The organism is Treponema denticola, from assembly GCF_024181645.1.
In the GTDB taxonomy this organism is placed as follows: domain Bacteria; phylum Spirochaetota; class Spirochaetia; order Treponematales; family Treponemataceae; genus Treponema_B; species Treponema_B denticola_A.
Map to the genome: position 1 here is coordinate 1,597,145 of NZ_CP058624.1, position 18,782 is coordinate 1,615,926.

Sequence of the window (18,782 nt, forward strand, 5' to 3'; positions counted from 1 at the left end):
TGCCGGTTAAAATTAACATAAGGAGCATTCTATAAATGACTGCAGAAGATATTTTAAATTGTTCATTTAAAGACCGCAAAAAATCTCATCACGATACAGGAATGGGTTCCATGAAATATTCAAAAGGAATGAGGTCTTTGGAAAAAGCCCTTTCAGAACCCAATACACAAAACGGGAAAAAATCCATTTACATCCACGTACCCTATTGTAAAAAAATTTGCAACTTTTGCAGCATGAGGCGGACAATAAACCCGGTACCGGATGACTACGCCGCCCTTGTGATAAGGCAGATTGAAAATTACGGTAAGACGGAATATGTAAAAACCTCAAACATAAATTCGGTTTATTTCGGAGGCGGAACACCTACAACCCTGCCTGCAAAACAGCTTGCCGAAATACTTAAAGCTCTTCAAAAAAATTTTAACATAGCAAAAGATGCCGAAATTTCGATGGAGACTACTGTTTCTGAATTGGATGACGAAAAGCTTAAAATTCTTTTTGAAAACGGTTTAAACAGAATAAGTGCCGGTATTCAAACCTTTAATGATGAAGGGCGAAAAACATTGGGCAGAATCGGAAACGGCGAAAATGCGGAAAATTTTTTGAGACGAGCTTTTAAAACCGGCTTTAAAAATGTCAACATCGATATTATTTATAATTATCCCGGTGAAACAAAGGAAATATTAAAGGAGGACTTGCATAAGGCCTTTGCCTTAGATATTGCAGGTTTTTCTTTTTACTCTCTCATCGTAATGGATACTTCCAAGATAGGCCGCAGTGTCGATAAAGAAGAATATGCCGAAAAAACGCTTCATCAGGATGCAGAGTTCTTTTTGACCATTTTGGAAGAAAGCCGAAAAGCAGGTTACGATTTTTTAGAGATAACAAAACTTGTAAAACCCGGCAGAGACAACTACGAATATATCAGAAGCGGGCACCTAGGCGGCGATATTTTTCCTGTAGGAGCCGGAGCCGGAGGCTTCGTAAATAATACGGCCGTAATGAATCCCCTCGACAAAGAAAAATTTGCGGATCAAATTAGCGGCTTTGATAAAACTTCGGGTATGTGGATAAGCGAAGATTACCGCAGAATAAAAAGATTTTCAGGACAGCTTCAAGAAGGATTGTTGGATTTAAGTTTTTTGACAAAAGAAGAGTCGGATAAAATCTATGATATGCTTACCGGATTGGAAAAAGAGGCTTTGATCAAAAAAGATGAAGGCTCTAAAAATTATAAATTTACCGACAAGGGCTTTTTTTGGGGCAATAGTCTTGCAGCCGAACTTGGAAAAAGCATTTTTTAATAACAAAAAGAATTAAAGAAGAAAGCGGCATAAAGGCAATTCCCCCACCCTCTTGCCGTTTTGCCGTTTTTTTTGTATCTTATACCCACGATAATTACTAAATTAATATAGATTCTTAAGGAGAACTAAAATGGCTAAACAATTATTGTTTAATGAAGAGGCTCGAAAAAGCCTTCTCGCCGGTGTTGAACAAATTTCAAATGCAGTAAAAGTTACACTCGGCCCCAAGGGACGGAATGTTCTTATCGACAAGAGTTTCGGTGCCCCTACAGTTACAAAAGACGGTGTATCCGTAGCACGCGAAGTTGAACTTGAAAACAAATTTGAAAATATGGGTGCCCAGCTTTTAAAAGAAGTTGCAACAAAGACAAATGATGTTGCAGGAGACGGAACCACAACAGCAACTGTTCTTGCATACTCCATGGTAAAAGAAGGCTTAAAAGCCGTAGCAGCCGGAATGACTCCGCTTGAATTAAAACGCGGTATCGACAAGGCTGTAGCTATCGCCGTTGAAGATATTCAAAAAAATTCAAAAGAAATTAAGGGCTCGGAAGAAGTTGCCCATGTTGCCTCTGTTTCTGCAAACAATGATGCGGAAATCGGAAAAATCATTGCCGATGCCATCGCCAAGGTAGGAAAGGACGGCGTTATCGATGTAGGCGAAGCCCAGACAATGGAAACCGTTACAGACTATGTAGAAGGTATGCAGTTCGATAGGGGATATATTTCTTCTTACTTTGTAACCGACAGAGACAGAATGGAAACCGTTTTTGAAAATCCCTACATCCTCATCTACGATAAATCAATTTCAACAATGAAGGATCTTCTTCCCCTCTTGGAACAGGTAGCCCAATCAGGCCGCCCTCTTTTAATCATCGCAGAAGATGTTGAAGGCGAAGCTCTCGCAACCTTGGTTGTAAACAGCCTCAGAGGTGCATTAAAGACCTGTGCAGTTAAGGCCCCCGGTTTCGGCGACAGAAGAAAGGAAATGCTTGAAGACATAGCCGTTTTAACGGGCGGACAAGTTGTTTCGGAAGAATTGGGCTTTAAACTTGAAGCAGCTCAAATTTCAATGTTGGGTCAGGCAAAAAGTATAAAAATCGATAAAGACAACACTATGATTATCGACGGAGCCGGCAAATCCAAGGATATTAAAGACAGAGTTACCCAGATCAAGGCTCAGCTTGATGCAACCGATTCGGAATATGACAGTGAAAAGCTAAGAGAAAGATTGGCTAAGCTTTCAGGCGGCGTTGCCGTTATCAAGATCGGTGCCGTAACCGAAGTTGAAATGAAAGAGAAAAAGCACAGAGTTGAAGACGCTCTTTCGGCAACAAGAGCCGCTATCGAAGAAGGTATTGTTGCAGGAGGCGGTCTTGCAATGATTCAGGCTATCTCAGCCCTAGAAAAAGCCGATATGAGCTCTCTTACAGAGGACGAAAAAGTAGGCTTTAAGATTGTAAAACGAGCCCTCGAAGAACCTATCCGCCAAATTGCAGAAAATGCAGGTTTGGACGGAGCAGTTATTGCAGAAAAGGCTAAAGAAAAGAAGGGCGTAGGCTTCGATGCCGCTAAGATGGAATGGGCGGATATGGTAAAAGCCGGTATCATCGACCCTGCCAAAGTTACCCGTTCCGCATTGCAAAACGCAGCTTCAATCGCAAGTCTGTTACTGACAACCGAATGTGCAATTACGGACATCCCCGAAAAATCAGCCGGACCTGCAATGCCTTCACCCGACATGGGCGGCATGGGCATGTATTAAAAGGCTTAAGCCTACTCTATGCGGGCATGTACTAAATCTTTAGATTTCCCTGTGCGGGCATGTATTAAAAGCTTAAGTAAACCGTATGCGGGAATGTACTAAATCTTTAGATTTCCCTGTGCGGGCATGTACTAACCCGTAATATAAAATGAAGACCGTTATGATGTTTAACATAACGGTCTTTTTTTATTTCCTTTTAAAATTTTTATTCTTCTAAAATCATAAAATTACCTTGCTATTTTTTTAAATATATATTACAATGCTTCTATGAGTGATGATATAATTTCAGAATTAGGGATAAATGCATCAGGCAATGACACGGTCGAACTTGATTCGCTTACGTTGGAAGCCTTAAAAAAAGGGCCGATAGATATATTTGATAATGTATACCTCGGTGAAACAAGACCACATTCTCTTATCCTCTGTATAGATGTACGCGGCTTTAGTGACTTTATGTGTAATAATGATGAAACAGTTGTTTTCGGTTTAATTAAATCTTTTACGGCTAATTTCCTTTCCTGCCTTAATCAATTCGGCTATAATTGTTCGTATTATAAACTGCTTGGAGACGGGGCACTAGTTATATGGGATAAGTTGGATGGGGTTGCAATAAAAGAAGCCGTCACGGTTTTTACTACATATATAGAATTTGCAAGAGAAGAACTATTTAAACCTTTCGGAAATCTGTCAATAGGCGGCGCTTTAGTACTTGATAAAGTATACAAATATGAAATTTCGGCAGAAGCATCCCAATTAAAATATAGAGATTACGTAGGTTACGGTATAAATCTTGCGTGCCGCCTTCAAAACCTTGCAGCGGGCGGAGAACTTATCGTAAGTAAAAAACTGGTTGATATCGGTGCAATATATGCGACAAAAAATACGGACCCTGAAGTAATGAAAAAACTCAGAGCCCTTAAAGGAGTCAAACCTGAAGACAGGGAAGCTATCTTTTTGTATAAGGATATAAATCCTAAAATTATTTCGATATTTAAAGTTTTAAGCTTAGATTTCTAAATTAGGGCTTGACATAAATGTATATTTTTTATATACTCAAAACTCTTACGGCGGTATAGCTCAGTTGGCAGAGCAAACGGCTCATATCCGTTAGGTCATAGGTTCAAGCCCTATTGCCGCTAGCTAAATTTAAAGGCACTCAAATGAGTGCCTTTTTTTGTTGTTTTCTAATTTTTAAAAACGCTAAAATCTTTCTATCTTAGAAACCAGAAAGGCATCTGCAAGAACTAAATAACACATTGCTTCAACCACAGGCACAATGCGAGGAAAAAGGCAGATGTCGTGATTTCCTCCAACAGAAAGCGTACATTTCTCCCCTCTTTTGTTAAAGGAGGCTTGGCTCATTTTGATTGACGGAACAGGCTTTACGGCAAGCCTAAAATCTATCTGACATCTGTTTTCATCTTTTCTTGCACCCTCATGGTTTAAATTTAAAGGATAACTCATATTGCAGGAAATACCGCCCAAAATACCGCCCGAATAATTTTTTGAAATGTCATTATTCTCGCTGCCTGTAATAGAAGCCGAGAAAAAACCTCCTCCGATTTCTATGCCTTTGACAGCACCTATCGACATTAAAGCTTGAGACAAGACCGCATCAAGTTTGCCGAAAACAGGAGAGCCGAGCCCTTCGGAAACATTTAAAACAGAACAGGATAAAATACAACCGGCCGAATCTCCCTTAGAAGCTAGAGATGACAGTTTCTCAAAAATAGGCTCAGGCAGAGCATCATCTTCTTTAAGAGGAAGGCCTGTTTTAAGACCTGCAATTTCTTCGGCTCTTACATGCACAGCAATGGGCTTTTTACCATCCTTTATAGCAAAGGTTTCGAGCATTTTTTTTGCAGCAGCTCCGCCGATAAGCCGGCCTATCGTTTCCCGTCCGGAAGAGCGGCCTCCGCCTCGGTAATCCCGATGCCCGTATTTTACATCATAAGCATAATCGGCATGCCCTGGACGGTAAACATCTTTTAAGTTTTCATAATCCTTGGAGGAGGTTTCTTTGTTTCTAACCAGAACGGCGATAGGGCTTCCCAGAGTCTTGCCTTCAAAAACACCGGATAGAATTTCGCAAATGTCATCTTCATTCCGTTTTGTAGAAAAAGGACTTAAGGAGCCGGGTTTTCTGCGGTTAAGCTCTTTTTGAATATCCTCGGCACAAAGAGGAATACCGGCAGGGCAGCCGTCTATTACAGCCCCTACCCCGCTACTCCTGCTTTCTCCAAAAGTTGTTACCGTAAAAAAACGCCCAAAAGAATTTGCCCCCATATCACACCTCCAAGTTTCAAAACTGCCTAATTTTTTTCAAATATGAGCTCATTTATCACATGATCTTTTTTTAAGCCCTTTTTTTCAAACTTTGTTGTAGGCCGCCAGCTTTGGCTTGGAGCGAATTTTTCGTATTTGGATTTTAGATTTGGAGTTTCGCTCAATTGCTCAAAGGCATCCTCTGCATAATTTTCCCAATCGGTTACCATATAAATATAGGCACCCTTTTTTAATTTTTTTGAAAGCAAATCGGTTCGAGGCCTTCTTACAAGCCGTCTTTTATGATTCCGTTTTTTTTGCCACGGATCAGGAAAAAAAATATGAAAGCCGTCAACACTTTCATCATCTATCATATTTTCTAAAACTTCAATTGCATCATGTTCGATAATCCGTAAATTATTCAATTTTTTTTCTTCTATTTCGCCTAAAAGTTTTCCTACTCCGGCCTTAAAAACTTCTATACCGAGATAGTTTTTATCGGGATTATCCTCGGCAATTTGGGCAGTTGCAGTCCCCATGCCGAACCCGATTTCTATGATTACAGGATTATTATTTTGAAAAAGGACCGTAAAATCAACTTTTTTTTCAGTATACGGAATACACCATTTTTCATAAAAAGCTTCATAATTTCTTTTTTGTCCCTCAGTCATTCGCCCTGTCCTAAGAACAAATGTTTTTATAGATCGAAAATGAGGATTAAGATTAGAGCACACGATGACTTCCTTATTTTTATAGGAATCCGTGCCGTCGATTATATCTTCATTCATTTTTTGATATTAGTACAAACTATGGTACTTTGTCAAATAGGCTGTATCGCCTTGAGCATTTTGGGCCATGCATTGAATATAACGGGCATCGGGATATTTTTCAATCAGGGAAGCAATAGAGTCCTCAAGTTTAGAACCTTCCGGCAAATCTTGAACAAAAAGAGGCTGCTTATCGGCTCCCAAAAGAATAAGAAAAAAAGTTTTAAATGTAGAATTGTCGGAAGTTTCAATCCGCCATCTTCCGTCCTGAATCAGAAAGACAAAGGGAATCGATGAAAGCATTTTAGGCTCTTTTAGGGTAAGTTTTTTTATAGTCCTATTTCCAGATAAATCTTCCAATATAACGGAGTATTCTCCGAGAGGAATTTGTCCAAACGGCGACGCTATCTTGTTGGAGCCTGCCCATAGAGTTTTTTCTGAATCCGAAGCTCTAAGCTGCGAGGAAGAAAAAAAGGAAGTATTTTCTCTGTTCAAAACCCATGTAAGTCCCGATTCCAAATGTACCAGCTGTATGGAAGAATAATCGTTCCGTCCGTTTTCATCCCTGTACTTTAAAAATACGGAAAGCCTTTCTTCAATTGTTCCGGCATTTGTTTCTATCTTTAAAATTTTTACGGAAAGTTCTGGTATCTCGGGCTTATCAAAAGAACATGAAAGTAAAAGAGCGGCAATTAAAAAAAACAAAGTTTTTTTTAGCCATTCTTTTTTTACGCTTTTTTTCATTAAATCATCCGCAACTTCTTTATATTAAAACATAAAGGACATATTCATTACGGTAAGATCCGTATCCTCAAAACGGTTTGCACTCGATTCAAAGCGGACATTTACCTTTTCGCAAGCATCATTTAAATAAGAAATATAATACATTCCCAAATTTAAATCTTCGGAACCTTCAGGAAGGGCTCGATAAAAGTCAATTAAAGAATTTTTGTCGACATCTGCCATCTTTAAGTCATTTAAGTTTGCCCTGACGGCATCCGACTGTTCATTTTTACTGTAAAGGGTAACCTGAAGCTTGCCCTGTGTACCTATCGAGGCAACACCTCCGCTTCCAAGTTTCCATGAAACAAATACCAGCTCTTGTTTTTTTTCAAGTTCGGCAACAAGCCGCCGGCGTATTTCCGGATCAAAGAGAGCTTCTTGAGGGTCATCCAATTCAGGAAAAAGAATTAAAGCTTCTTTACGCAAATTCATGTTTTCAGCACTTAAAATAAGTTCCATAAGCATCAAGGCTATGTACTCGGCAATCTTCGTTTTATCCATGTATTCAGTAAGGGAAGTCCGTATTGTTTTTAGAATCAGGTCGAAATCCTTGTGCATCCTAAATTTAGTTATAATAAACCAAGTAAACGGACGCATCATATTTAAAAATTTTTCGGCCAAAAAAAGCTGAATATTTTTTTCTTCAGGAGATAGAGCATTATTCTTTGTTATAAAAGAAAAAAGAGGTTTTACTATTTCCTGTTTTGCTTCATAAATCATTTCTTCGTTTTGCTGCAATACATTTGCCAAATACTTTTCGTTTATGTGGGTTTTTTCGTCAATTATACTTGCAGGGTTTTGCCTGTTCCATTTTTTTATAACGGGAGAGTTTAAGATTTGTTTAAAAATAAAATCATCATATTGCTTATACAAAACCGAATATACTATAAGTTTCGAAAGATCCATAACCTCCTGCCGTGAAGAAACGAACTCAGGTTTTGAGATTTCAATCTTTGAGATATAATCCGCCAAAAGAAGACGTTGAATAGTTTCAGGCATAAATTTTTCGAGAGAAATGCCGTATTCTTCGATATTTCCGGCAAGCTTAAATTTAAGGAGTTTTTTATTTCTTTTTATAAAGAATGTAGAACCTTCCTGAGTCAAAATAAGTTTTAATGGAAGGTCCAAAATTCTTTTTTTTTCACTTGCAGCCATAAAATCTTCTCTCCCTATACTACGATCAACTACATCTTTAATTCTAATATAATTTTATGAAAAATTCTATAGGTTAATTAAAGGGATGAAAGTATCGAGCGAATCTCCGATGCTTTTGAATAATTCGGATTTTTATTCAATACGCCTTCCAAAATAAGCTTTGCATCGGCTTTTTTATCCAAACTTATGTAAAGTTTACCAAGTTCATAATAAGCATCCCAGTTTTTAGTATCGACCTTTATAATCTGTTCATAAACGCTTACGGCATTTTCTTTTAGATCCGCAGAAATATAGGCAGCAGCCAAATTCTGCTTTGCCGTAATATTACGAGGCTGATTTTTTACTGCATTGGAGTAATGATTAACCGACTTGGTGTAGTCTCCTTTTAAGCCGTATAACTTACCCAAATTTGTGTTTACTTCAAAATTATTGGGTTCAAGCCTATAGGCTGCCAAAAGGTTTTCTTCAGCTTCACCGAATTTTCCCTCATCCAAATACATACGGCCCAGATTTATTCTAGGCTTAGCATAGTTTTTATTTGTAGATGCAGCCTGTGTGTAATAATCATAGGCTTCAGATTTTCGTCCGTTTTTTTCTAAAGTTAAACCATATGTATATAAAACTCTTGCATCAGCAGGTTTGAGCTTATAAGCTTTTTCCGCATTAGACAGAGCTTCTCCATATTTTTCTAAATCAACCTGTACCGTTGCCAAATTATAATAGGTTATGGCATCATCTTCACCCAGAGTGATAGCTTCTTTAAAGTGACGCTCGGCCAAATTATTTTGTCCCAAATCCGCATAAACTTGGGCCATTTCCCGTAATGCCGGAAGATTAGCCGGCTCATAAGAAACAGCATTTTTATAGTTTTCTATAGCTTGATCAAATTTCCGTTGGGCTTTGCGTATACGGGCCATTTCCAAAAAGGCTTTTACGTAGTCGGGCTTTATTTTTACGGCTGACAAAAAAGCGGAAAAAGCTTCATTTTCCAAACCTAATTTTCTGCAAGACATTCCCAAATTAAAAAAAGCACTATCGAATTTGGGATTGGATTTTACGCTTCTTTCAAAGGAAGTTTTTGCCTTTTGATAATGACCTCTTGCGTAATATTTTTTACCGAGTTCATAATTGTATAAATAATTATCGGGGTCCAAACTTTGAGCCTTTTCCAACTCTACAAAGGCAACCTGAGGCTGTTTTTGTGCGTCTGCAATCTGAGAATAAACATAATGAGCTCTTGCATTTTGTCCGTCGGCATTTACGGATTTTTTTATGTATGAATCGGCATCCGAAAGAGCTTTCTCTGCATCTCCGGTTCCTTCACGTGCCGAAGCATAGTCGTTTAAAGCAGAAGCCATATCCAAATATTTTTTTGCAGTAAATGAAGCTTCAGAATCGGGCATTTTAGATGAAGCCTTTGAAAAGGTACTAAGAGCCGAATTTAGATTTCCGTTTTTTAAAAAATTTATTCCCTCGGAAACCAAGCGTTCAACCTCTTCCATTTGAGCTCTGGTCTTTGCATCGGCATTTTGCTTTGCAAGTCTTTCAGCTTCTTGAGCTTTTTGCGCATCTAAAGCAGCCTTCTTTTTGGCTTCTTCTTCGAGCCTCTTTTTTTCTTTTTCTGCATCGGCTGTCTTTTTTGCAGCTTCATCTTTTGCCTTTTGTTCGGCTGCTAATTTTGCCTTGCGCTCCTGTTCAGCCTTCGCCTTTCGTTCTGCTTCTTCTTTGGCTTTACGCTCTTGTTCGGCCTTTGCTTTGCGGTCTGCTTCAGCCTTGGCAGCAGCGATTTTTTTTGCTTCATCTATCGATGCTTTTTTCTTTGCTTCAGCTTCTTTTAAGACCTGTTGCTGCTTGATCAACTCTTCTTGCCGTTTTCTTGCTTCTTCCGCCCTTTTTAAAGCCTCTTCAGCCTTTCTTTTCTTTTCTTCTTCGGCAGCCTTTTTTTCTTTTTCAGATGCAGCGGCAAGATTCTTGTTAATCTCCTCGGCTTTTTTAATGCTTTCCGCCTCTAAAAGCTCTCTTTCTTTTTCGGCTTCTTTTTTGGCCTGTTCAAGCTCAGCTTCTTTTTTAGCTATTTTTTCTTGAAGACGGGCAAGCTCTTCTTTTTCAGCCTCAATTTTAGCAAGGATCTGCGTATCGGCAGCAGCGGAATCAGAAGTCTTGCTCTTTGTAAAAAATAAGATGCCTACAACAACTAAAACGGCTATAAAAATACCCGCTAAAATACCTATTAAGAATTTTTGAAAATCAGTCAAGTTCGTTTTCCTCCGAATAATCTATTGTATCGTCAGCTCCTGCCGATACGGCATCTGCATTGTCAACCGAAGAAAGGTTGGCGTTTACATTTTCTATAAGTTTTTTATACCTCGCCTCAGCAGCCAAACGCTCGGCCTCTTCGGCAGCCTTTTTTGCTTCAGCCAAGGCCCTCGCTCTTTCCGCTTCCTCGGCAAGGCCTTCCAAAAGCGATATCATTTTTTCTATTGAAGATCTTTGAAGCGTATCAGGTTTTAAGTTTAAATAAATTTTATAATCTTGTAAAGCACCCTCAAGTTTTTCCAGTTTTATCCGTGTATTGGCCCTGTTTAAAAAAGCCGGAGCATAGAGGCCGTTTGAAGAAATAGCCTCATTATAAGCTAGCTCTGAGGCTTCAAACTGATTTTGTAAAAAATAAACATTACCTATATTGTAATAATATAAATGTCCGTTGAGGATATCCTTATCCTTACCTTGAGAAAGATAGGTTAAGGCCTCACTGTACTTCCCTATTCGAAAATAAGCAACGCCAAGATAAAGATAAACCGATTTAGGGGTTCCCGCTTCCTGACTAGCCTTAAAAAGAGCCGAAACAGCCTCTTGAGGCTTATCAGAATACAAAAGTTTTTTACCTTCTTCAAAATAATCTACTGCAAAAAGCAATGAAAAAAAAGATAAAAAAGCAGCAAAAAAAATGCTTTTTTTTAATTTTAATCGATAAAAATGCGTTTTCATATTTGACATTCCCTCCCAAAAACTATACCATATAGATATGTCTTCATTAACGATTATTTTGATTGCAGCGATAAGTGCGGTCCTCATTTTTCTCATTATTTTTTTGTTAAAATCGGTTCTTTTTCCAAAAAAAAGAGCAAGAATCGAAAAGAACTTAAAATCCGGAAAATACGGAGCCGCAATCAAGGATGCAAAATCAATACTCTCAAAAAATCCCAGAGATTCGGAAGCCCGATACCTTTTGGGCAAGGCCTACCTTGCAGACAAAAAAGCAGATCTAGCCTTTATAGAGTTTAAAACTCTAAACAAGACAGCGGTATTTAACAATCCGGCAACCGAAATCGAATTCAGAACCATTATAGCAGATTTATATTTAAAATTCCAGCAACCGGACGAGGCTTTAAAGGAATTTATGCTTTTAAATAAAAAAGATCCGAAAAATCCCAAGCCTTATTTTCAGGCCGGTCAAATTTACGAAAATAAAAACATGTCGGATCAGGCAATAGCTTATTTTCAAAAAGCTATAGAAGTTGACTCACGCTTTGCAGAAGCCTATGCTTCATTAGGCCTTTTACTTTTTAAAGCAAATCAGATTCCTGAGGCCGAAAAGGCGATTGCCACAGCCTTAAAATTAGCCCCTGATAATAGTGAAACCCTTTATTATCACGGAAGAATCTTAAAAAGCAAAAAAAACTACGCCCAAGCTCTTTCAGCCCTTGAAAAAGCGGCAAGAAAGCAGGAGATAAGAACAAAATGCTTTTTTGAAAGAGGATGCTGCTACTTGGAAACAAACAGCCTTGAAAAGGCCGAATTCGAATTCACTAGGGCGATAAAATCTTCAAAGCAGCCCTCGGCTCCTGAAGTTCTTTATTCTAGATATCTTTTAGCGGAATGTTACGAAAAACAAAGAGACATAGATAAGGCAATAGAGCAATGGGAAGCCATAAGCACAGTCAATCCTAAATTCAGGAACACGGCTCAAAAACTTGCCGAATATTCAGACCTTCGTACCAACGATCATATGAAAGAATATTTAACCCTCATCAAGGAAGATTTTTTCAAAATGTGCAGGGATATTACCGAGCAGTACTTCGATTATCCGGTTCAAGCCTTAAAAGAGACAAAAATGGGCTGTACAATACTTGCAGTCGAAAAAGGTTCGGAACAATGGCTTAATACAAGAAAAAAACCTCAGCTTTTGATTTTTTCGAGGGATGGGCACACAATAACGGAATCTTTTTTACGATCCGTACATGAAGAGATGAAAAAACAAGCCGTTGTAACCTCTCACATTATAACATCCGGCACTTTTTCGCCTGATGCGGTAAAGTTTGCAGAAAACAGACCCTTTAACCTTATTGACAGACAAAAGCTTGAAAGAATAGTTGAAAAAGTAAAATTTACATTTTAGGAAACGTACAATGAAAAAAATTCTATGTATTTCGGACCAGATAGACCCTATGATTTACAGCAAAGACATAAAAGAAAAATACGGAGATGTAGATTTTATAATATCGGCAGGAGATTTACCGATCGACTACCTCGACTTTGTACAAACATCCTTAAATAAACCGCTTTATTTTGTTTTTGGAAGCCATCACTTAAAAGCCCTCACTCACTATCATCCCGAAATGGCAGAAAAGACAAAGGATGGAGAGGTAAATATATTTAAAAAGGGAAATACAAAAAAAAGCAATCAGGGAATCTATATAGGTTTTAAAAGCCTTAAGTATGAAAACATGATAATCGCCGGCGTTTCGGGTGCTAAAAAGCACAACGACGGTAAAAATCAATTTACGGAAAAACAAATGAAGCGAAAGCTTTCAAAAATGATTCCGGCATTATTTTTTAATAAGATAAAATACGGGCGCTATTTGGATATCTTAGTAACCCACTGTCCTCCATTGATTGAAGGTGAAAAAGAAGAAAACAAACAAGAATCTTTTGAGTGTTTTACCAAATTTATAAATTTTTTTAAACCTAAATATCTTATACATGGACAGGTTCACATATATGACCCTCAACAATCCCGCAGCACAAGGTATGGAGAAACCGAGATAATTAACGCATACAGCAGACATATTTTGGAGTTACACTAAAATTTACAAATTGTTACCATTATTTTCAAAATAAATCTTGACGATATTCCCTTTAGATGATAGAATTACTACAATGAAAGAAATTGATTCTCTTGATTTTTATGCATTGATTACTCTTTCGGTATTGACTATTTTATTATTATTATTTCTCATAAGAATTACGGCTATAAACAAAAAGAAAGCTAGAGAGGTATCAAGGCCCTTTGTTTTGTTGACATATTCGACCTTAGCCTCTGCGTTTATAATAAGCATAAGTGCTGCAGCCTCGGTATTTTTTAAAAGCTATATGATGTTAAATATAGGATTATCGGTTGTCCTCGTTGTTTTTACTGTCTGTATGGTCTTATCCGAAAAGATATACCTGAAAGATCAAGTAGAAAAAGTAAAAAGAGACAAGGCAAATGCAGATTATATTAAAAAATTACAAAATCTCCCCTCTGAAGAATCTTTACGTGCACGTAAACTTATAAACACAACCCGCCTTTTACTCCAAAAAACTAATGGATTAATCGCAGGAAAAAAAGATATCTCATCCGAAATGTTTCCATATATCACAGAGTCTTTTTTAACGGAGTTATCGGCTGACGGAGCCGTAGTCCTTGCAGTACAAAGTTTTGAAGAGGTCTTGGCTGTAAAGGCCTTGGCCGGAACCTTTCCTCCGCCTTATAAATTACCTGATGACCTTGCACGCAAAGAAGATCACGTATTTTCCAACTTTAAATATGCGCGGTTTGAGATGGGTGAGTCGATATTTACGGAAGTTGCCTCCAAAGGCAAAACCCTCTTTATTAAAGATTGTAAAGGCAGCCCCTTACTTCCTAACAATGGAAACGAAAAATTTTTACAGCACGGAAGCCTAATATTCTTCCCCCTAATGGTCAGCTCTGTTGTAGTTGGAGTGGCGGCCGTATCCCGTAGCCCGGATAAGGTTTCTTTTTCAGAAAATGAAGTCAAAATAGGAGAATACTTATCGGATTTTGCGGCAGAAATGATTAACCTTACTTTAAGTATATCCGAAGCTTCCGAACATGCTGAAATTGAAAATATAACCGATACGGTTGCAAAAATTCAAAAGATTCTTTTACCTAAAAACTTTAAAAAAGTTCCCGGCCTTGAAATAGGAGAATATTTTTTACAGGAGAGAGGTATCTGCAGCGACTATTATGACGTAATTGTTCAACAAAAAAGAGTATTTATCGTTCTTGCAGATGTTGCAGGTAAAAGTATTCAATCTGCAATTATTATGATTATGATTAGGGCAATTCTCTACCTTATAACAAACACCGATCAAAACATGGAATCTATTTTAGACTGGCTCAATAAGGGTATTACCGGCAAGATAGATATAGACCACTTTGCGAGTATTTCTCTTTTATCCTATGAGCAGAAAACAAATACAATAGAATTCATAGGGGCAGGTAATCAGGCAATGATGATATGGAACAATGAAAAAAATAAAATCGAATTATTCCAGCAAAAAACGGACCCCATAGGAATAGACGTCCGTTCAACATATAAAAGTATAAAGGTTCCTTTGAAAAAAGGTGATGTAGCAGCACTTTATACGGACGGTATTATCGAAACGCTTAATGCCGCAGGCGAGCAGTATGGAACTACCAGACTCGCACAATTAATAGCCGATAATTATTCCCAAAATTCAAAGGATATAGTAAATAAAATAAAAAATGACATGACTTCGTTTATAGGAAAGGCCCAGACTCATGATGATCGCACTTTGCTGATTATTAAGGCTAGGTAATAAAGAGGTTGCTAAGGAGATTGTTATGGAACTAAAAATCCGAAAAAACAAAGAGGTTTACATTATTGATGTAAGCGGTGAAATGGACCTATACAATTCATACAGACTAAAAGAACTTGTTATGAAGATGATCGAGCGTCAAATAAAATGTATGATTATAAATCTTGAAGATGTGGACTACATAGATTCTTCAGGAATAGGAGCATTGATTTATATCTGCTCTACCGTAAAAAAGATGAATCTGCGGTTGTTTATAACCAATATTCACGGTTCCGTGAAAAAGGTTATAGAACTGACAAAGCTGATGGGCTATTTTCCCATAACGAACAGCTTGGAAGAAGCATTACAAAAAATGGAAAGCTAAAGCGGAGGACAGAAATATGACAGCTATAAAAGAACTTAAAGTTGATGAAAAAAGCCCCTTATTCGATAAAACAGGGATGTTATATAAAGAATTTCCTTCTGATTTCAGGCAAATCAGATATTTTACACTCTTAATCGTGCAATCAGCCCCCTTAGAAATAAAGGGAATCAACCTATTGGAGCAGCAAATAAGCGAGATTATTAAAAATGCGGTAAAACACGGAAACAGATGTAATCCGTCCAAAAAAGTCAAGGTATGGTACGAATTCAGCTCTACCCACGCACATTTAATAGTCGAGGATGAAGGAGAAGGCTTTAAAGAAATCGACAAGTGGAACGAATTCAATAAAAAACGCTTGGAGTGTCTGCATAAGCAGGACTTTGCAAACCTTGGAGCCTATGTTTCTTTTAGGACATCCCAAAGCGATGAATATGACGGAGGAAACGCCCTCTTTGCAGCCCTTGAATATTGGGACGGAGGTTTTATTTTTAACAAGAAAAAAAACGGCGTTGCGATGTTAAAAAAATATCCTCAAAAGAAACACGGTATTTCGCTATAAGATTGGATTAAGACTCAATTATTCGGATATCCATATTTGCCGGCGTGAGCTTTTTCGTGTAAAAAACGTTTATCTTCTTCGTGGATGTTTTTTATTGTAAGGCAAAGAGCTCCGCAGCTTTCCCCTGTAGAATTTACATTAAGATTGGGAAGAAAAAAAGAAAATATTGACGAGCATTTAACTTTTCGGCGGCCTAATCCTACTTCCATTTGAGCCGAAATTTGAGCTGCAATTTCTTTAGCCTTTTCCTCAATACAAAAAATAAGTATAAATTCTGCATCAATATATAAGAGGCAGGGGCTAAAATCCGGAGCCCTATGTTTTATTGCTATATCGTAAAGGCGATAGAAAAAAGCATCGGGGATTTTATCCGCATCTAGCTTCATTAAGCCGGAAATCTTGGAGCAAAGGCCAAAAAAGACTTCACTATCTTCATCGTCTACAACCGGAGGATAGGGAAAGCTAAGAGGAAAATCGCTTGAAATACCGGCTTTTAGTTTAAAACCTCCGGAATTCCACAATGAAATTTGACAGGTTTTAAGCTCATCATCATGTTTATAAAATTTATCTGAAAGCTTAAAAACAGTAATCCCCTCTTTTTGTTCGACTCGGCTAAAAAAATAAAGAGGGCGTTTTTTATGATTAAAAAAAACCTTTATATCATCGTTTACTTCAACCTCATCCGCTTTAAAGAAAATATAACCGTCTATAAGTTTATAAGAGGAAGAGTCTATTTTTACAAAGTTATTTTTGCATAAGATGCTTAAAGGAGGCTTTTCTCTGACAAAGGTATCGACAATATATTCATATTCGATTCTATTGAGAGCTTTGTTCATTTGTGTCTCCAATAATGTCAAAAGAGTCCAAGTACCATTTTCCTTCACTAAAAATGATGTAGACCTCAATGATAATATAAAATATTTTATCTTCTCCCCTAATATTGCATTTAAACGGGGTCTTTACCTTTTGATCTGCCTTATTTTCAGGCCTGCCGTAAAAGGCTGAAACTATGGGCTTAAAAGAATCCAGCCTATAATTTATAAGATAAGGTAAAAAAGGTTTTTCTGTTGAGCAAAGACTTATATCCACCTTGTTTTCTTTAAATTGTAAACTTAATTTATCCAAAAAATTCAACACGGATTTTTCAATACCGGTATAGTCCAAGATTCCAAGCCCTTCTAAAGAAGGAAATAAGCCTTCTTCTAAATTTGTATCGCCATAGGAGCTCAAATTCTGCGTTGTTACCTCGTCTACGGTAAAGGGCTCGGCCATGGGAGAAGCTGAGATTGTTTCGGATACTGTCCAGTCGATATCCGAAAAATATTTTTTAGCCTCTTCCAATACTGTAGAAAAGGATGTTTCTTCCGCTCCGCTTTCGTTATAAAGACTAAAAAGAAATACAAAACTAAAGATAATCCGGTATTTTTTTAACTTCATATAATATTTATATCACATATCATACTAGCTAGACAATACCTAGCCTTTGTGTTATAGTACGTAGGGAAATTTTCCCTAATATCATTTTCTGTATAACTAACAGATGGAGGACTTTTATGGATATTAAAAATTATCCTGCAGAACCTTTTAGAATTAAGGTTGTAGAGACTGTTAAGATGATCGATAAGGATCAAAGAGCAAAGGTTGCCAAAGAAGCCGGGTATAACACCTTCCTTATTAATTCGGAAGATGTTTATATCGACCTTCTTACCGACTCGGGAACAAACGCCATGAGCGATAAGCAATGGGGCGGTATGATGATAGGAGATGAAGCCTATGCCGGAAGCCGCAACTTTCATCATTTGGAAGAAACCGTTCAAGATATTTTCGGCTTTAAGCATCTTGTACCGACCCATCAAGGCCGCGGTGCCGAAAACCTTCTTTCAAGAATAGCCATTAAACCCGGTCAATATGTACCCGGAAACATGTATTTTACCACTACCAGATACCATCAAGAAGCAAACGGCGGTATCTTCGTGGATATCATAAACGATGATGCCCATGATGCAGGCAAAAGAGTTCCTTTTAAAGGAGACATCGACTTAAACAAACTTGAAAAGCTTATAAAAGAAAAGGGTGCAGAAAATATTGCATACGTTTGTTTGGCTGTTACGGTAAACCTTGCAGGCGGTCAGCCCGTTTCTATGAAGAACATGAAGGCTGTCCGTGAGCTTACAAAAAAACACGGCATCAAGGTATTCTACGATGCAACCCGCTGCGTAGAAAACGCCTACTTTATCAAAGAGCAAGAAGCCGGTTATGCCGACAAGTCTATCAAAGAAATCGTAAGAGAAATGTTCAGCTATGCAGACGGATGTACTATGAGCGGTAAAAAAGACTGTATCGTAAACATCGGAGGCTTCCTCTGTATGAACGATGAAGAGCTTTTCCAAGCTGCAAAAGAATTCGTTGTTGTCTTTGAAGGTATGCCTTCATACGGCGGTATGGCAGGACGCGATATGGAAGCTATGGCTATCGGTCTAAAAGAAGCCCTCCAGTTTGAATACATCGAACACCGAATCAAACAGGTCCGCTATTTAGGCGACAAGCTCTTGGAAGCCGGAGTTCCTATTATCGAACCCGTAGGAGGACACGCAGTATTCCTCGATGCAAGACGTTTCTGTCCTCATCTTAAGCAAACCGAATTCCCTGCACAGGCCCTAGCTGCAGAGCTTTATATCGAATCGGGAGTTAGAAGTATGGAACGGGGTATCGTTTCTGCAGGACGCGATCCTAAGACAAGGGAAAACCATGTACCTAAGCTTGAAACAGTCCGCTTAACCATTCCGCGCCGTGTTTATACCTATAAACACATGGACATTGTAGCAGATGCAGTTATTAAGCTGTACAACCACAAGGAAGTTATAAAAGGATTAAAGTTCGTTTATGAACCTAAACAGCTCCGCTTCTTTACGGCACGCTTTGAGCATATCTAAACTCTCAAGGTAAACGAATCACGGTTTTACTTTGACAAAAA

Annotated in this window: 17 protein-coding genes and 1 tRNA gene; 10 read left to right on the forward strand and 8 right to left on the reverse strand. The window is 38.0% G+C overall.

Features of this window, described 5'->3' with window-relative positions; all coding sequences use genetic code 11:
• Positions 1-35 precede the first annotated feature (35 nt).
• From HO345_RS07535 to HO345_RS07550, 4 genes are all read left to right on the forward strand, one after another.
• Positions 36-1,304 carry a coproporphyrinogen-III oxidase family protein gene (locus tag HO345_RS07535; RefSeq protein WP_253682308.1) on the forward strand — a complete coding sequence of 423 codons (1,269 nt, stop codon included), beginning with the start codon at positions 36-38 and terminating at the stop codon, positions 1,302-1,304.
• A 130-nt stretch (positions 1,305-1,434) separates the two neighbouring features.
• Complete coding sequence (gene groL, locus HO345_RS07540) at positions 1,435-3,069, forward strand: chaperonin GroEL (protein WP_253682309.1); 1,635 nt, start codon at positions 1,435-1,437, stop codon at positions 3,067-3,069.
• A gap of 267 nt (positions 3,070-3,336) precedes the next feature.
• A complete protein-coding gene (locus tag HO345_RS07545) occupies positions 3,337-4,086 on the forward strand; it encodes a hypothetical protein (RefSeq protein WP_253682310.1) in 750 nt (249 codons plus the stop codon).
• A gap of 49 nt (positions 4,087-4,135) precedes the next feature.
• Positions 4,136-4,208, forward strand: a tRNA-Met gene (locus tag HO345_RS07550).
• Positions 4,209-4,269: 61 nt separating this feature from the next.
• Here HO345_RS07550 and aroC read toward each other — a convergent pair.
• From aroC to HO345_RS07580, 6 genes are all read right to left on the reverse strand, one after another.
• The gene (aroC, locus tag HO345_RS07555) at positions 4,270-5,355 is read right to left on the reverse strand and encodes a chorismate synthase (protein ID WP_253682311.1); all 1,086 of its coding nucleotides are present in this window, start codon (positions 5,353-5,355) and stop codon (positions 4,270-4,272) included.
• Positions 5,356-5,381: 26 nt separating this feature from the next.
• Positions 5,382-6,005, reverse strand: a complete 624-nt coding sequence (trmB, locus tag HO345_RS07560) for a tRNA (guanosine(46)-N7)-methyltransferase TrmB (protein ID WP_253684595.1) — start codon at positions 6,003-6,005, stop codon at positions 5,382-5,384.
• A 126-nt stretch (positions 6,006-6,131) separates the two neighbouring features.
• Entirely contained in the window at positions 6,132-6,845 is a 714-nt protein-coding gene (locus tag HO345_RS07565) for a hypothetical protein (protein ID WP_253682312.1), read from the reverse strand.
• A 24-nt stretch (positions 6,846-6,869) separates the two neighbouring features.
• A complete protein-coding gene (locus HO345_RS07570) occupies positions 6,870-8,039 on the reverse strand; it encodes a DUF8084 family protein (RefSeq protein WP_010696731.1) in 1,170 nt (389 codons plus the stop codon).
• A gap of 77 nt (positions 8,040-8,116) precedes the next feature.
• The gene (locus HO345_RS07575; RefSeq protein ID WP_253682313.1) at positions 8,117-10,294 is read right to left on the reverse strand and encodes a tetratricopeptide repeat protein; all 2,178 of its coding nucleotides are present in this window, start codon (positions 10,292-10,294) and stop codon (positions 8,117-8,119) included.
• A complete protein-coding gene (locus HO345_RS07580) occupies positions 10,287-11,027 on the reverse strand; it encodes a tetratricopeptide repeat protein (RefSeq protein WP_253682314.1) in 741 nt (246 codons plus the stop codon). Before HO345_RS07580 ends, HO345_RS07575 begins: the two co-directional genes overlap by 8 nt.
• A gap of 37 nt (positions 11,028-11,064) precedes the next feature.
• Here HO345_RS07580 and HO345_RS07585 point away from each other — a divergent pair, with 37 nt between their 5' ends.
• The 5 genes from HO345_RS07585 to HO345_RS07605 all read left to right on the forward strand — a co-directional run bounded on the left by HO345_RS07585 (position 11,065) and on the right by HO345_RS07605 (position 15,808).
• Positions 11,065-12,438, forward strand: a complete 1,374-nt coding sequence (locus HO345_RS07585; protein WP_253682315.1) for a tetratricopeptide repeat protein — start codon at positions 11,065-11,067, stop codon at positions 12,436-12,438.
• 10 nt (positions 12,439-12,448) lie between these two features.
• The gene (locus HO345_RS07590) at positions 12,449-13,126 is read left to right on the forward strand and encodes a metallophosphoesterase (RefSeq protein WP_253682316.1); all 678 of its coding nucleotides are present in this window, start codon (positions 12,449-12,451) and stop codon (positions 13,124-13,126) included.
• Positions 13,127-13,199: 73 nt separating this feature from the next.
• Positions 13,200-14,885: a PP2C family protein-serine/threonine phosphatase gene (locus HO345_RS07595; RefSeq protein WP_253682317.1), complete on the forward strand. Its 1,686-nt coding sequence runs from the start codon at positions 13,200-13,202 to the stop codon at positions 14,883-14,885.
• A gap of 25 nt (positions 14,886-14,910) precedes the next feature.
• A complete protein-coding gene (locus HO345_RS07600; protein ID WP_010696721.1) occupies positions 14,911-15,249 on the forward strand; it encodes an anti-sigma factor antagonist in 339 nt (112 codons plus the stop codon).
• Between the two features lie 16 nt (positions 15,250-15,265).
• Positions 15,266-15,808 carry an ATP-binding protein gene (locus HO345_RS07605; RefSeq protein WP_253682318.1) on the forward strand — a complete coding sequence of 181 codons (543 nt, stop codon included), beginning with the start codon at positions 15,266-15,268 and terminating at the stop codon, positions 15,806-15,808.
• Between the two features lie 14 nt (positions 15,809-15,822).
• Here HO345_RS07605 and HO345_RS07610 read toward each other — a convergent pair whose 3' ends face one another.
• Together HO345_RS07610 and HO345_RS07615 are read right to left on the reverse strand one after the other, a co-directional pair.
• Positions 15,823-16,644: a hypothetical protein gene (locus HO345_RS07610; protein WP_253682319.1), complete on the reverse strand. Its 822-nt coding sequence runs from the start codon at positions 16,642-16,644 to the stop codon at positions 15,823-15,825.
• Positions 16,625-17,245: a hypothetical protein gene (locus tag HO345_RS07615; protein ID WP_253682320.1), complete on the reverse strand. Its 621-nt coding sequence runs from the start codon at positions 17,243-17,245 to the stop codon at positions 16,625-16,627. The genes HO345_RS07610 and HO345_RS07615 overlap by 20 nt, the downstream gene beginning before the upstream one ends.
• 116 nt (positions 17,246-17,361) lie before the next feature.
• On the opposite strand from HO345_RS07615, the gene HO345_RS07620 reads away from it, so the two are divergent.
• Positions 17,362-18,741 carry a tyrosine phenol-lyase gene (locus tag HO345_RS07620; protein WP_253682321.1) on the forward strand — a complete coding sequence of 460 codons (1,380 nt, stop codon included), beginning with the start codon at positions 17,362-17,364 and terminating at the stop codon, positions 18,739-18,741.
• Positions 18,742-18,782 lie beyond the last annotated feature (41 nt).

Bases quoted from the DNA above. Each gene is read 5' to 3' on its own strand.
- HO345_RS07535 (WP_253682308.1), top strand. From the start codon at position 36: ATGACTGCAGAAGATATTTTAAATTGTTCATTTAAAGACCGCAAAAAA.
- groL (WP_253682309.1), top strand. From the start codon at position 1,435: ATGGCTAAACAATTATTGTTTAATGAAGAGGCTCGAAAAAGCCTTCTC.
- HO345_RS07545 (WP_253682310.1), top strand. From the start codon at position 3,337: ATGAGTGATGATATAATTTCAGAATTAGGGATAAATGCATCAGGCAAT.
- aroC (WP_253682311.1), bottom strand. From the start codon at position 5,355: ATGGGGGCAAATTCTTTTGGGCGTTTTTTTACGGTAACAACTTTTGGA.
- trmB (WP_253684595.1), bottom strand. From the start codon at position 6,005: ATGACTGAGGGACAAAAAAGAAATTATGAAGCTTTTTATGAAAAATGG.
- HO345_RS07565 (WP_253682312.1), bottom strand. From the start codon at position 6,845: ATGAAAAAAAGCGTAAAAAAAGAATGGCTAAAAAAAACTTTGTTTTTT.
- HO345_RS07570 (WP_010696731.1), bottom strand. From the start codon at position 8,039: ATGGCTGCAAGTGAAAAAAAAAGAATTTTGGACCTTCCATTAAAACTT.
- HO345_RS07580 (WP_253682314.1), bottom strand. From the start codon at position 11,027: ATGAAAACGCATTTTTATCGATTAAAATTAAAAAAAAGCATTTTTTTT.
- HO345_RS07585 (WP_253682315.1), top strand. From the start codon at position 11,065: ATGTCTTCATTAACGATTATTTTGATTGCAGCGATAAGTGCGGTCCTC.
- HO345_RS07590 (WP_253682316.1), top strand. From the start codon at position 12,449: ATGAAAAAAATTCTATGTATTTCGGACCAGATAGACCCTATGATTTAC.
- HO345_RS07595 (WP_253682317.1), top strand. From the start codon at position 13,200: ATGAAAGAAATTGATTCTCTTGATTTTTATGCATTGATTACTCTTTCG.
- HO345_RS07600 (WP_010696721.1), top strand. From the start codon at position 14,911: ATGGAACTAAAAATCCGAAAAAACAAAGAGGTTTACATTATTGATGTA.
- HO345_RS07605 (WP_253682318.1), top strand. From the start codon at position 15,266: ATGACAGCTATAAAAGAACTTAAAGTTGATGAAAAAAGCCCCTTATTC.
- HO345_RS07610 (WP_253682319.1), bottom strand. From the start codon at position 16,644: ATGAACAAAGCTCTCAATAGAATCGAATATGAATATATTGTCGATACC.
- HO345_RS07615 (WP_253682320.1), bottom strand. From the start codon at position 17,245: ATGAAGTTAAAAAAATACCGGATTATCTTTAGTTTTGTATTTCTTTTT.
- HO345_RS07620 (WP_253682321.1), top strand. From the start codon at position 17,362: ATGGATATTAAAAATTATCCTGCAGAACCTTTTAGAATTAAGGTTGTA.